Annotated in this window: 14 protein-coding genes and 1 pseudogene; 12 read left to right on the forward strand and 3 right to left on the reverse strand. The window is 39.5% G+C overall.

Going from position 1 to position 13,998, the window contains the following annotated elements; genetic code table 11:
• Positions 1 to 9 precede the first annotated feature (9 nt).
• The 10 genes from DC077_RS07325 to DC077_RS07370 all read left to right on the forward strand — a co-directional run bounded on the left by DC077_RS07325 (position 10) and on the right by DC077_RS07370 (position 6,062).
• Complete coding sequence (locus DC077_RS07325; RefSeq protein ID WP_109201853.1) at positions 10 to 900, forward strand: RloB family protein; 891 nt, start codon at positions 10 to 12, stop codon at positions 898 to 900.
• Positions 901 to 1,031: 131 nt separating this feature from the next.
• Positions 1,032 to 1,367 (forward strand): hypothetical protein, encoded by a 336-nt coding sequence (locus DC077_RS07330; protein WP_109201854.1) that lies wholly within the window; start codon positions 1,032 to 1,034, stop codon positions 1,365 to 1,367.
• Between the two features lie 2 nt (positions 1,368 to 1,369).
• Positions 1,370 to 1,729, forward strand: coding sequence for a hypothetical protein (locus tag DC077_RS07335; RefSeq protein ID WP_109201855.1), 360 nt, complete (start codon positions 1,370 to 1,372; stop codon positions 1,727 to 1,729).
• Between the two features lies 1 nt (position 1,730).
• A complete protein-coding gene (locus DC077_RS07340; protein WP_109201856.1) occupies positions 1,731 to 2,042 on the forward strand; it encodes a Y16D family protein in 312 nt (103 codons plus the stop codon).
• Positions 2,043 to 2,339: 297 nt separating this feature from the next.
• Complete coding sequence (ssb, locus tag DC077_RS07350; protein ID WP_109201858.1) at positions 2,340 to 2,813, forward strand: single-stranded DNA-binding protein; 474 nt, start codon at positions 2,340 to 2,342, stop codon at positions 2,811 to 2,813.
• Between the two features lie 200 nt (positions 2,814 to 3,013).
• Positions 3,014 to 3,184, forward strand: a complete 171-nt coding sequence (locus DC077_RS10870; protein ID WP_157953512.1) for a hypothetical protein — start codon at positions 3,014 to 3,016, stop codon at positions 3,182 to 3,184.
• Between the two features lies 1 nt (position 3,185).
• On the forward strand, positions 3,186 to 3,443 hold the full coding sequence (locus tag DC077_RS07355) for a hypothetical protein (RefSeq protein ID WP_109201859.1): 258 nt from the start codon (positions 3,186 to 3,188) through the stop codon (positions 3,441 to 3,443).
• 853 nt (positions 3,444 to 4,296) lie between these two features.
• Entirely contained in the window at positions 4,297 to 4,569 is a 273-nt protein-coding gene (locus DC077_RS07360) for a hypothetical protein (RefSeq protein ID WP_109201909.1), read from the forward strand.
• A 189-nt stretch (positions 4,570 to 4,758) separates the two neighbouring features.
• Positions 4,759 to 5,415: a LexA family protein gene (locus DC077_RS07365; RefSeq protein ID WP_109201860.1), complete on the forward strand. Its 657-nt coding sequence runs from the start codon at positions 4,759 to 4,761 to the stop codon at positions 5,413 to 5,415.
• Between the two features lie 323 nt (positions 5,416 to 5,738).
• On the forward strand, positions 5,739 to 6,062 hold the full coding sequence (locus DC077_RS07370; protein ID WP_109201861.1) for a hypothetical protein: 324 nt from the start codon (positions 5,739 to 5,741) through the stop codon (positions 6,060 to 6,062).
• Between the two features lie 135 nt (positions 6,063 to 6,197).
• On the opposite strand, the gene DC077_RS07375 is transcribed toward DC077_RS07370, so the two are convergent.
• Entirely contained in the window at positions 6,198 to 7,085 is an 888-nt protein-coding gene (locus DC077_RS07375) for a hypothetical protein (RefSeq protein ID WP_109201862.1), read from the reverse strand.
• A gap of 513 nt (positions 7,086 to 7,598) precedes the next feature.
• Between DC077_RS07375 and DC077_RS07380 the strand changes: the two genes are divergently transcribed.
• Together DC077_RS07380 and DC077_RS11140 are read left to right on the forward strand one after the other, a co-directional pair.
• Positions 7,599 to 8,543 (forward strand): AEC family transporter, encoded by a 945-nt coding sequence (locus DC077_RS07380; protein ID WP_109201863.1) that lies wholly within the window; start codon positions 7,599 to 7,601, stop codon positions 8,541 to 8,543.
• Positions 8,544 to 8,880: 337 nt separating this feature from the next.
• Positions 8,881 to 9,420: pseudogene (locus tag DC077_RS11140) on the forward strand (rhodanese-like domain-containing protein); the annotation flags it as partial.
• Positions 9,421 to 9,894: 474 nt separating this feature from the next.
• Here DC077_RS11140 and DC077_RS07390 read toward each other — a convergent pair.
• Both DC077_RS07390 and DC077_RS07400 read right to left on the reverse strand, forming a co-directional pair.
• Positions 9,895 to 11,055 (reverse strand): linear amide C-N hydrolase, encoded by a 1,161-nt coding sequence (locus DC077_RS07390; RefSeq protein ID WP_109201910.1) that lies wholly within the window; start codon positions 11,053 to 11,055, stop codon positions 9,895 to 9,897.
• A gap of 587 nt (positions 11,056 to 11,642) precedes the next feature.
• Positions 11,643 to 13,601 carry a PhoX family protein gene (locus DC077_RS07400; protein ID WP_109217910.1) on the reverse strand — a complete coding sequence of 653 codons (1,959 nt, stop codon included), beginning with the start codon at positions 13,599 to 13,601 and terminating at the stop codon, positions 11,643 to 11,645.
• Positions 13,602 to 13,998: the final 397 nt, after the last annotated feature.

The following is a 13,998-nucleotide window of genomic DNA, read 5'->3' on the forward strand; positions in this document are numbered from 1 at the left end:
GGAGTTTTGATGTCTTTTAGATTAAAAAGTACGGCTCCTGATACTTCTAGAAAAATAGTAACGCCCTCAGACCCAAAGCCGAAATTATTTTTTGTATCTGAAGGTGCTGAAACTGAAAAAATCTATGTTCAAGAATTATCTATCTTATATGAAGATAGAATTATTGGTGAGTTTATATTTCTTGATAGAATAGATATAACCCAGTCAAATCAATATATTGTTGTAAATACAATCGATAATTATTTAAAAATATCATCATCTATATCCTTGCAGGATATGGATCTTATTCTTAATATAAAAAATGAAATACAAGAAGAAATAAACCCATCTGAGGAATTTATTCAGCAAAAAATAATCGCTTTACAATCTCTAACTAAAGGGAATATTAACGGGTTAAAACTAATTACAAAAGAGAACTTACTAGAAATGATTAACGCCCTAGAGTCAGTAAAAAATTTTGATTTTGGGTATGATAAGATTATTATCCTACTGGACAGAGATAAACAAAGCTTTAAAGAAAAACAGTATGATGACGTAATCGATATCTCTAATCGTCATGGCTACGAATTAGGTATCACTAATCCTTGTTTTGAGCTTTTTTTGTTATTGCATTTAACAGATATTTCTGAATTAGATAAAAAATCAATTAGAGAAAATAAGCGTATCGGGAAGAATAATAAAGTTAGATTCATAAGTAAATGCCTTGATACAGAGCTAAAAAAACATAATAGAAGATATCAATCTAAATCCAACTACGATGCCAAATTTATAGCTATTAATTATCCTAACCTATCAAATAATATATCTAAATCTAATATAGCTACCGATCCAAAGATGCTTAAAGACAAGATAGGAACTTCCATATATCAAGTTTTGAGTCCTTATATAAAGTCTGAATAGGAAGCCCTATAAAGTATTCAATCCGCCAACCGGCGGTTTTTTTATGCCCTAAATAAAATAAGTTACATAAGTATTGTTTTAATATGTTACATATGTAATTATAGTTACATAAGAAACAAAAGGAGATACATATGTCTATTTTAAAAATAATCAAACAATGCGCACAACGTCACATAGAAAATAAACGCATCAAAAGAAATGCGCGTATTTATAAAGAGATCGAAATCTCTAAAGCTTATTCAGCATTCTCTCTCGCTCAGATCAAATATCTAATCATTCATGAAGAGCTGAAGCTTGCGCGTATGTTTGTTTTAAGCCCCAATAAAAAGCAGCAACAAGTCCTTGTAGCTGGACTCCATAGAGCTAGAAACCTGATCAGTGCGCGTGCTAAAGCTGCCGCTAAATATGAAAAGATGGATTCTATTGTTAATGCCCCAGTAGTTATTCTTCAGAAAAAGGTGGCCTAGTTATGAACGGTATTGAATGCCCATATTGCAAAAAATTGGATGCGGTCTCAAATGCTTTGGAACTCAGAGAAGGAGAGCATAAAGTTGAGTGCATAGCGTGCCAAAAAGAATTCTTTGCTACTGGAAAAACTTATTTAAAATTCCATTCAAAAAAAACAAATTGCCGGGAAGGTAAGCATGAGTTTACAGAGTGGGTAAGGCATGACTTTGAGAGTGATTGGTATATCCGTATGAATATTATGCCAAATATATGCGAACCCCATTCTATCTGGAGTAGACGCTGTGTTGACTGTGATGAAGTTGAAGCCAGCGACGAGCTTCCTTTTGGCTCAGCGCTTCCTGAACACCTAAAGGAGGCATGACATGCACGAAAGTAAAGAGCAGATTGTATGTCCTGCAGTTAGATATCTATTTAGCTATAAATTTGAAGATAGAACGATCAGGCTCGAAAAAACCAGGCTCTGCATCAAATATGATGATCAATTCGCAACAGACTTCTTTCAAAGCCTATCAAGTAAACACTACTTCTGGACATTAAAGCTTTATGAAGAAGGTTTTATGACAAACAAAGGTCGATTTGTTGATCCCAAAGAAGCACTAGAAATGACCGGATGGGGTGCTCAACTAAGATTTAAAGAGCGAAAACGCTTATTACCAGAAGATCTTTACCGGTAGGCACTTCATTAAATTTAAAAAACATCATTAAAAGGAGAGCTATCTATGTCAATGGCTGATAACAGAGATCGTACTTCATATTGGATCAATAACATCGTCAAGGCTCACTTAAGAAAAAACGGCTGCATATTAAATCGCTTAAGCAAAAAAAGGAATGGGCTCTTCATCTATCAAATTATCGATCAGAGAGGCAATGTACTGGCGGAGATAGATCGAATTCGAATGGAGTTAGATTGGAAGAGAAACAAACTACAAGATTACATTGACCAAAGAACAACATTTTAAAAGAGGGATAGTATGTCTCGTGGAATTAATAAAGTCATTTTAGTCGGACGTCTTGGGCAAGACCCTGATGTTCGTTATACAGCTGCAGGTAGCGCTGTTACTACCATCTCTGTTGCAACATCCGAGAGTTGGAAGGATCGCAATACCGGGCAACAACAAGAGCGCACGGAATGGCATCGAGTTGTCTTTTTCGGTCGTCTTGCAGAGATTGCTGGGCAATACTTAAGAAAGGGATCTCAAGTCTATGTAGAGGGATCTCTTCGAACCAACAAATATACTGATAAAAAGGGTATTGAACGCTACTCAACTGATATCAATGCCAATGAACTACAAATGTTAGGCAGTGGCAACTTTAATCCATCAAACCCTAATAATCAGCATGTCGATGACCAATCAATGGTAGGTGATTATCCGAAAAAAGATCCATGGGGTGCCCCAGAGAAGAATGTGGGATTTGATGAAGAGGATGATGATATTCCGTTCTGAAAAAATGGCGATTGCATCGTCAAGAATAAGCGCAGTGGTAAATATCATTACTGCGACACCGCCGGCAACTTATTTTGCATGAGTCAGCCAGCACCCAATAATCCACAATCAATTTATGAACAAAGTGGAAATGATCGAGATATGCATGGCAACTTTGGATGCAAAGTTTGCTTACGACAAATGAGAAAAAGGATTTTGAAATGATTAATCCAGTTTATAAAAATGGATCAACTGCAAAAGTTGGCCACACCGTTATTAAAGATAATGTAACCAAAAAGATTATTCGCATTGATACAAATACGCGCCAAGTGTGGTTTAAATTTGGTGGCTTTGAATGGTTTGAAGATATGAAGAGTTATATGGAGGTTTAAGATGGAAAGCGAAGAGTTAATCAACAACCAAAAATTCTCACCCCTCTTTATCAATCAGTCACAATTGCAATTGATTTTATCTGTAAACGGAGGAAAAGCTCATAATTATACTGTTGTTGAGATGGTGGAAAATGGTGAACTGCCAGAACCGAAAAACCTCGGTAGAATGAAGATCTGGTCTGTCAGTATTATATGTGAGACATTAGGACTAACTAAAGAAGATATATTCAGTTTTCTTGATCAACATAAATGCGCATGAGCATAAACAAAATACTAGATAATATTAATAGCGGTGAGACACTTTTTCTACACCGCTATTTTTTTGAATGATATAATCTGAGATAAGACAACTGAATGAAGCCCTCTCTTACCATATTCTAATTTATTCTAAGCTATAACCTTAATTATAGTAGTAAGAATGGTAGTAAAACTCATAAAAATAAAAACTAAGTCCAGTAACATCAATGCAAAACAATAATCGTTCGATCCCTCTTAGGCGCGCCATTTAGTGTTTAAAGCGGTTTAATAGAGTTAACTTAATTCTCATTAAACCGCTTTTTTACTGCCTCTTCAGAGATCAGGGTTAATTCTTGTTTTACCTTGTTTCGTTTACTCACTGAACTTTTTACGGTATATTTTACGGTATCAACCTCTCTATTTACATTTATACCGTAAAACTATGGCACTAACACTTAAAGAAATTAAAGATGCAAAGCCTCGTGAGAAGATTTATAAGCTTAACCTTAATAATTTCTTTAAAACCCTAAACTTAATTAGAGCTCTCTAGATTATTTTATTCAGATTTAAAAACATTCGACTGTAAAAGTGTTTTCACGATGTCATTAGCAGCATTATCTAATATTGATTTAGCATCCCCACCAAAACTATACGACAGGCTATCATTCTACTATTGATCAAACAGAGAAATTTCTCTTCTAACATTCTATATTCCTCCCCATCAATCAAATACAATCAAATTCCCTTAAAGTCCAAAGTAAATATCATTTTGGTTTTATTGTTTTATTTAAATTTAAATATACAATACTAAAAACTCAAAAATAACAACAATTCAATATAAGGGGCTATACATGAAGATTTTTACAATACCCTTCATGTTTATCATTTTCTTCTTTACTGCATTTACCTCAAACCTAGCCTATGCACAAAGTGATGATGAGATTAAAAATATTATTATTCAGCAATCCATCGCATCTTATCCTAAAAGTTGCGCATGCCCTTATAATTCCGCTAAAAATGGTAGCCGTTGCGGGAAACGAAGTGCTTATAGTAAAAAAGGTGGCTATACGCCGAAATGTTATCCCGAAGATATTTCTCCGCGAGAAATAAAAGAGTGGAAGCAACGAAATAACTCTCGGAAAAGATAAAGATCTTTTATAAGAGCCTTTAAATAAGGTCATAAAAAATTATAAGTTCAGCCCAATTCTCCCCTTTTTTCACAGCAAAAATCATCTAATTCCCCCTATTTCATTATATTTATGTAATTGAGTGCGCAATTGATTGACCATTGCAGTTATATAATTTACATTTATGTGTTAACTAGAGAGGTGTTAAAAATGAAAGAAGCAGCAAGAATTAGAGCAGAAAATTTAAAAGCATGGATTGATCGCTACTACGGGGGAAAGCAAGCTGCCTTTATTGAGAAGACCGGCATGAATCAAGGGGAGCTTTCGGCACTTATTAATGGTCGCCGTGTCTTTGGTGAGCGAAAAGCGCGTTCTATCGAAGAATTGGCAGATATGCCGAATATGTACCTTGAACAGACAGAAGAGCCTGATGTTCCCATTAATCCTGTAGCACTACAAGGAATGATCCCTGTCATCTCGTGGGTTGCCGCCGGTCATTTTAGTGATGCCGGACAAATTCCTGCAGATGATCTCATTAAATGGGTTCCCTGCCCGGCACCCCATAGTAAAGGAACCTTTGCGTTGCAAGTCTCCGGTATCAGCATGATGAATCCTAATGGTAGCCCCTCCTTTGAAGATGGTGACATTATCTTTGTCGATCCTGCCCGTATGCCGGAAAATAAATCATGTGTCATTGTAACCTTAGAAGGAAGCGATAGCGCTACCTTTAAACAACTGGTGATTGAACCTGATGGGAAAAAATATATTATTCCTCTGAATCCAAACTGGGGTGATAAACCGATAGAGATTCGTGAAAATGCCTCTATTAATGGGGTTGTGATCGGAAAATGGGTTGATATCTGCTAATACTTGTTTGACAGTACTCGCTTGATAACCCTTCACTTTACCTAAAACAATCTCACTTTCTCCCTCTTTTTATGATTGATCTCTTCGATAGAAAAACAAAAAGATAGCTATTACTCTTTTAATTACAATAAGATAAGTAAAAAACAATATCATCAGCTCAGCAGTTAGCTACAAAATATTACAAAAATGTATTGCAATAGCAATTACATAAATGTAATATTTATTACATCAAAGATCCCCACATGATCTAACTGCAAAAACAGATAAGAGTGATTAAGTCGATTCTAAGAGAGCTCAACTGCGTCACTAAAAGGAGAAGAGAGATGTTATTGACCGATCTATTAAACTTATTGCTGACTCAACGCCAAAAAGAGAACCTACGCTTTAGACAGGAGCGTCGCTTTAACAAGGTTCTACTGATCGCCAATGAATTTAGTGCTGAGACACCAACAGCCATTGAAGAGAAGATCACAAAAGCAGAAATTGAACTGCAAAAGAGCCCTTTTTGGAGACGTCGAGAGCAGAGAATCTTCACTGATGCACTCTATCATGCGCAAAAACTGATTAAGCGCCGGCATCAATTGATGCAAAATAGAGAACCTCGCTCACCGGTTCCCTTTGTAATCCTAAAGAGAGAAGCGGCATAATAGGAATTGTAAACAAAAGAGGCTGACACTTTATTAAGATGTCAGCCTTTTTTATTGCATGCAATTTCATACTATTGCATACTACTTCATGCTTTTTAGGGCACTTCAAAATGATTTTCTTGAATGCCCTTTTGATTATTCACCAATATGCTTTTTAAAATTGGTACTGCTCCCCATCCCTTTTTCAATAAAAGCAGCTTCAACCTGTGAGCAAGGCGTGGTCTCTCTTATCTTCCGCATCGCATTACGCTTCTCATCGGCAGTTAAACCACTATTATGCTCAACCTTTGCAACGCGATCTACACAACGATTATAGCTCGCAATAAAGAGCGCTTGATCTTGCTTATATTGCTCAACTGCTGCGTTATTTTTCTCTTTCCAGACACGCTTCCAAATATCACAATCGGCTGTGACTGCATGGTTCTCTGCACAAAATTGAGGATAAATTGCTTGCAACTCCATCAATGAAAGGGGCATCAACATCTCGTAACTCTTCTCATCTCGAACATCTTTCCACAATTGGCAAAGTGTAGACTCCGCAGCGTTAGTTCCACAAAACTGATGCTCATGACGATAGAGATTATCTAAGTTCTCTTCAAAAAGAACTTTCTTCCCCTCAATCTTTGCGTTCTTTACCAATTTATTGAAAGCGTTACACTCAACCTTCTCATGTGCAGTCGTCGCTTCATTACAGGCCATTGCATCATAGACCGAGAGAACTTCTTGCCAATTCTTTTCACCATGTTCACGCTCAAGTCTCGCTTCGATCTCAGCAAAATGCTCCATCTCTTGATCTAATGCAGCTTGGTCTAATGCTTTCTGTGCAGCGATACAAGCTTGATCATTCTCCACAAGCGCAACCCCTTTATCGCCCCCTTTTTTGCGAGCATTATCGAGGCGCTTCTCACAGTTTTTGACCATATCTTGGGCTTTATTGAGGTGCTTCATATAGTAGGTTTCATCATGATCACCACATGCGGCAAGTCCAAATACTAACCCTACAACTATTGCGATTTTCTTCATCTCTCTTTGCCTTTTATCTTAAGTACAATGGGATAGTAGAGATCAAAGATCAAAATACTGCTCCTCTATTCAATGGAGAGCTCCTTCGATCTTCAGCAATCATTTACTCTTATAAGGATCGATCACTGCCCTTAATCTGATCTCTACAACTATTCCGCTTCTCATTTCTAATATTTCTGTTTCTAATACTTCTGTTTCTAATACTTTTCTTTATTAATTTACATTAATATTTACATATTATAGATAATCAGCGCTTAAATAGAAAGATTCCCCTGGGGAAAGTCTACATAGATCAAGCTTCTGCGCGATATCTGCCCGATACCTGCATAATAATAACGCCTTTATCTCCTAGAAATATCTCCATTGAAAAAAGAGTGCCGGCACCTCTTTCTACTTTAAAAGTGCTCTGCTACAGTGGTAGGAATTTATTTGATTTAGATCAATCTCATCGATGGGGCTGATCGAACATCATCGCGAATAACACCTCTTCCCCTTTCATTGAGCACTTTTGTTATGACACTCTTTCTACAAGCCTTTGCGACGCAATTTTATGCCCTTCTTCCCTTCTTTATTCTCATCGCAACCGGCTATATTCTCGTTCGCTTCTTTCGTTGGAATAATACCTTTACGGAAGGGTTAACTCGCTTTCTCTTCAATCTTGCTATTCCCGTCATGCTCTTTGGGGTTATGAGCCGCTTTCATACTCAGGAGGAGATGGATCCTCGCCTGATTATCGCCTATTTTGGTGCTTCCTTTATCCTCTTCTTTATTGCACAGATCTATGTGAAATGGGTCTTAAAACGGAGCGCTCGGGAAGCCGCTGTTTTTGGAATGGGGGGAATCTTCTCCAATAATGTAATGATCGGAATTCCGCTAATTATGCTCTTTATGGGTAGTGAAGCGATTGCTGTATCGGCACTTGTGATCTCCTTTAATGCGCTTTTACTCTGGAGCTTAGTCTCCGTTGCGATTGAGTGGGCAGATCATGGTTCTCTCTCGCTTAAAGGTTTTTTGCTCACTTTTCGTGGCGTTCTAAAAAACCCAATTGTAGTCGGCATCATGCTCGGGCTCTTAGTGAGCTTTCTCCGAGTACCGATCCCCACCTTTGCGACCCATACCATTGAGATGTTCTCCGATATGGTTGCCCCACTTTCACTCTTGGTTCTCGGCATGGGTTTGGCGAAGTACCGGCTTGGTGCCAATCTGAAATTGAGCCTCAATATCACCTTCTTTAAACTCATTCTCCATCCGCTTATTATCTGGGGCGTAGCGCTTCTAATGGGATTACCCCCTTTTGAGACAAAAGCGATTGTTATTTTAGGTTCTATCGCAACAGGGATGAATGTCTATCTAATGGCATTAAAATTCCAAGTAATTGAAGATGCCGTTGCCTCCAGTATTATCTTAACGACAATTCTCTCGGCGATTACAACACCGATCATTGTGGTTCTGCTCTAAAAGGCCCTATATACTCTATATCTATACTCTATATCTATACTCTATATCTAGTCAGCAACAACAGCGATAATATCACTCCATCAACTTGATAAACCGGATCAACCAAACAACCAATCAGCCGGTTAAACGATCTAGGGATTAATATCTCAAGTCATGACAGATAAGCAAATCATCAGATCACCAAATCGCCAGATTATCAATATACAAAAATATATTCCATCTGTTAAAATAGAGGGGATAGAGCGACTCTATCACTCATATCGATCAACTGAATCATCGGCTAATCATCGATAGCGATCGAATGATCTATTTTCAACTAGTTAAGAGAGTGACTATTATGAAAAAATTGATTTTATCCTCCCTTTTTCTTCTTGCTTCATGGTCTTTTGCCGCAGAAGAGATGGGATTAACACCTCAAGAGGCCTATCAATTGAAGATGGAGAGTGAAACACCTGTGCTCTTTGTGGATGTCCGTGATCCTGTTGAGATTATGTTTGTCGGTAGCACAGATGTTGTTGATCTCAATATTCCCTTCCTCATTGTCGATCGAACAGAATGGAGCGATGAGCGAGGTGCTTTTAAGATGAATAAGAATGATCAATTTGCTGAAGAGGTTGTCGCAGCTTTAGAGGCGAGAAACCTCCCGAAAGAGACTATGATCATCACAATGTGCCGTTCAGGCAGTGAGCGTGGAAAACCAAGTGCTGAAGCATTACGAGATGCTGGATTTACCAATGCGCACTATGTTGTGAATGGCTTCCAAGGGGATGTCATTAAAGAGGGTGAAATGAAAGGCTTTCGTCTTCAAAATGGTTGGCAGAACTCTGATCTTCCCTGGGGCGCTAAAATGAGTGGCGATAAGATCTATCGTACTGATGCCGGTGATGCGGTAAAAGCAGATACAAAGGTGGCTGAGAAAGCAATTGAAGCCGCCGCAACCGATACAGAGACCGCAACAAATGCAGCGCTCGATCAAGCAGAAGTGGTCGTCGAAAGTGATGCGGCAACCGTTGAAGATGAAGCAGCGGATAAAAAGAGCCATCTCAATGAGATGAAAAAAGATCTTAAAAATGCTGTTGATAATGCTTCAGATAGCGTCAAAGATGTTTTAGAGCAGCAGAAAGAGAATCTCGATAATGCCGTTGATAAGGCGAAAGAATTCTTTGATCACAAAAAAGATGATCTCAATAATCTAAAAGAGATGCCTAAAAAAGAGGATGCTCCTGCGGTGATCATAGAAGAAGTTGCCGCATAAAACGATTCGCAACCAATCTATTTAAAACGCATTCGATTGTAGAAGCACTGATCATTTGATCAGTGCTTTTTTGTTGCTAGATCTCTCCTCTCTCACTTAAAGAGGAACGATATCCACGCTCTCATTCTCTCTTAGTTCTGCCGCTTCCTTTTCCTCAAAAGCACGCGCTTCCGCACGCTCTTTCTCCATCTCTGTTTGTAACTGCGCTTCAGTAATTCCAAGGAATTTAAAGGCGGGGGTTACAACAAATTCTGAAGAGACCTCTCCCGAATAGATATGAGATTGATTCTGCCCAAGATCGAGTTTTTTTACATTCTCTTCACCCGGGGAAAAATCGATTTTTTTAAGATCAACCCAGAAGATATTAGGAGAGATTGCCGATTCAAAGAAGTAGAGCCCTTCTTTATGATCCACTACTGTGCGCCAGCGAGTTGAAGAGATATTAGGTTCCTCTTCCGTATTGAGACCATAAGGAACAGAGACATTACGAATAACGCTAAAAACGCTAGAGATCGAATCTTTCATCGTCCCGCCGGTTGGAATCGCATTGATATAGAATGAAGCACGTGCAAAACGATCTGCAGCACGATTAGTCCCCGGCAATACAACCGTTCCCCCAATACCTTCCCAATACTCATTCATCGCTAACTGCTTATCGAATGTCGGAGAGTTTGTCATCACCTGATAACTCCGATCATGGTGGATCACCTGCTTCCCATCCACATACTCAACAATCGCGCTATCGCCGGTTGCATCAGACATCGAGAGATGGAGTGTTGCTAAACGGGTCTCACCTGGTACTTCTGCTGTCACAATAATAAAGGGTTCGCTCTCTAGGAACTCAACCGCTTCCGCCACCGTTGCGAAATTATCGAGCATATATTGTGCCCAAAGAGAGATCGCCATCGTCGGCTTATCATTCAGGACGGATGGATTAGGATATTCTGATTCAGCAAGCCAAAGAAGATTCGCATTGAGTCCCGCCTCATTGACCCCATCAGTTGTGGAGATATCGTAACCTGTTGCCACTAAGCTACCATATTGAGAGACCCACTCAATTGAGCGATTTCCTGCCTCACCAGTACGGGCCATTCCTTTAGGGAGAATCCATAAATTAGTCCCCACATCACTCTTCCAATCCATCGATCTTGCCGTAATATTACGATCATTATCACCATGGAACACAACGCGCGTACATGCTTCAGCCGCCGTTGTTAAGAGAAGTGCAGCCCCAACAGCAATAGCCACTTTCTTCATATTGATAAGGGGAGATTTGTTGAAGATATTACGCATCATTTAATAATCCTTCTTTAGCATAGCTCTGATTGAAGAGAGATCTTCGATCGACAATCCACGACAATACTCGACAATACTCAAAAAACCTCATCTTCGAGAACTCTCACTATCTTCGATAAAGCGCAATACAACTCAATACAGTTCAATATAATTCAAGACAATCCAATACCACGCTTTCAAAGAAGATTTTGCCGATCAGCTTTCTCTCTACTCGTTGCCCATTTTATCATTAGGTTGTGCAATTTCTTCCACTTTTTTTAAAAATCTCACAATAAAAAGAGCCGATAAGAGGTTCTAATAACCTCAATAGATGAAACTGAGGGGCTCTTCCCCTCTCCTCTTCTCCGTCTCTCCTCTATCTCCGCCTCTTTTAGATACCGCTTAAATACCGCTTCAAGCAAAAAAGCCTCTCTTTCAGATCTAGCGATCATTTTGAAAAAGAGGCTTTTACCTAGGTCTGTTTCGACCATCTTGGTGATCTATCTCAAATAAGACGATAGAACCAAGATGGTTTAATCATTTGATTAATCCTTCAATTAATCATTCGACTAACTACCAATCACACCACCATCGATCTTTTGAATCACAACAGTCGCTGAACGAGGACGTCCCGCTGCCGCGCCATCAGGCCATGTAGAGAGTGCTAATGCTGCGCTCGGCTCTGTGGTTCCATTATCAGGTTCACCAGGATGCTGGATATTGATAAAGAGCGTCTTATTATCGGGGGTGAAAGAGATCCCGGTAATTTCACTACGATTAGGACCTACGAGGAAACGTTTAAAGTAACCATCGGCAGGATCTACCGCTAACATCTGATTATTCCCCATACCGGCATAAGCTTTCTGATTAATTGTCGATGAGGAGACATCGGTCTGTACCCACAAGATACCATTATGGTCAAATGCTAAACCATCAGGGCTTCCAAATGCATCACCGCGATTTTGTGCTTTTAGATTAGGATCATCTGTCAAATCAGATCCCGCTAATGCTAAGATATCCCACTCAAATGTGGGTGAGGTCACATCAGCATTATCTTCCTGCCAATGGATAATATGCCCAAAGAGATTATTATCACGAGGATTTGCCGCATCTTTTCCAGGATAACCTGCTTTTCCGCGGTTACTATTATTGGTCAATGTACAGTAGATACTGCCAGGGTTTTTAGGATCTGCCGCAATCCACTCAGGACGATCCATCTTCGTTGCGCCTACAATATCAGCGGCACTACGAGCATTGATCACCACATCACCCTGATTTTTAAAGCCATTTTCTGCTGTTAATCCATTTTCACCATAAACTAGGGGGATCCACTCTCCTTTTCCATTCTCATCAAAACGAGCAACGTAGAGCGTTCCATCGGTTAAAAGCTGACTATTTGCTTTCCCTTTCGCCGGATCATATTGATCACGACTCACAAACTTATAGATATACTCAAAACGCTGATCATCTCCCATGTAGACGGCAACACGCTTATCAGGCCCGACGACCATCTCCGCACCTTCATGCTTAAAACGTCCTAGTGCCGTATGTTTGATCGGTGTTGAGGTGGGATCTTCAGGGTCGATCTCAACAACCCAACCAAAGCGATTGACTTCGTTCGGATGTTTATCCACATTGAAACGCTCATCAAACTCAACCCAGCGGTATGCGGTATCACTATCGGCAACGCCATAACGCTTCTCTAAAGCATTATGCTCACCCTCTGCTTTCACAAAGATATCGGCCCAGTTCTCCTCACATGTTAAGTAAGTTCCCCATGGCGTCTTTCCATTCGCACAGTTTTGCATGGTTCCTAATACTTTTGAACCTGTAGGATCTGCGGCAGTGATCATCAGCTCATGCCCTTCTGCAGGACCGGAGATACTCATCTCTGTATGAGGCGTAATACGACGCGCATATTGAGAAGGGCGAACTACCTCCCACTCTCCTTGATCATTCTTCATCACTTCAATAACGGAGATTCCCATTGCATTTTGTGATTTAAGAACTTTATCGGCAGACCAATTCGCTTCACCATCGGTAAAGAGAAGACCATTATCGACATATTCATGATTCATCGCTAAAAGACCATGGCGAGAAGCCTCATCCCCTGATCCTAATGGGAAGTACGCCATCCCATCATGATTCATCCCTGCTTGAGCTGCTTGATCGGCAGCGCTACTTGAACCATCTTTCTTAAATTCAGGATTATTACCGGGAAGTCCAATAGGATCACCCCACTTGTAGAAGGCAACTGCTTCATATCCTTCGGGAACAATCACCGTATCTAATACCGAGTAAGGAACCGGCTTAAATGAGACGCGTCCACTCGCTGCGGCTTTCAGCACCTCATCACGGGAGTTATCGGCAAAAAGATTAGAAGGAAAAAGCGACATAATGCCGGCGGTAACCCCTAATCCACCCATTTTAAAGAGTGAGCGACGTGAAATACGCGCATCCATCACCTCTGAGAAAGCTGAGTTTGTGGTCTGATTATTTACTTCAAATTCATCACGTTTACGTGTCATGATTGATCTCCAAAAAATCAAAAGCTATTGAATGACTCCCGTTCTGCAATCGGGTCACCCATTATCGTAAGCATCTTATATGACACCGTAATGACAGCCCTTGCCGATTCGCTTTACTCTCACCAGTCAAGTAGCTAATCTAGCACCCCCATTCCACGATCAATTTAGCAAATGGAAACCTCCCTCTTATAACACCTCTTATAACACCTCTTTAACATCTATTTAACACTTCTAATCATTCTCTCCCTCTGCCCATTATTTTGACAAAACCTTAAAATATTTTACAATCAAAAAATCCCTAAATATCGATCATCAGGAGGTTTTGAACGATTCATTTAAGTTTTTAATTTTAATTTTTTTGGATTTCACTATATAAAATTTCTCTTAACTTTTATCT

It is taken from the genome of Ignatzschineria cameli, from assembly GCF_003121895.1.
Taxonomy (GTDB): domain Bacteria; phylum Pseudomonadota; class Gammaproteobacteria; order Cardiobacteriales; family Wohlfahrtiimonadaceae; genus Ignatzschineria; species Ignatzschineria cameli.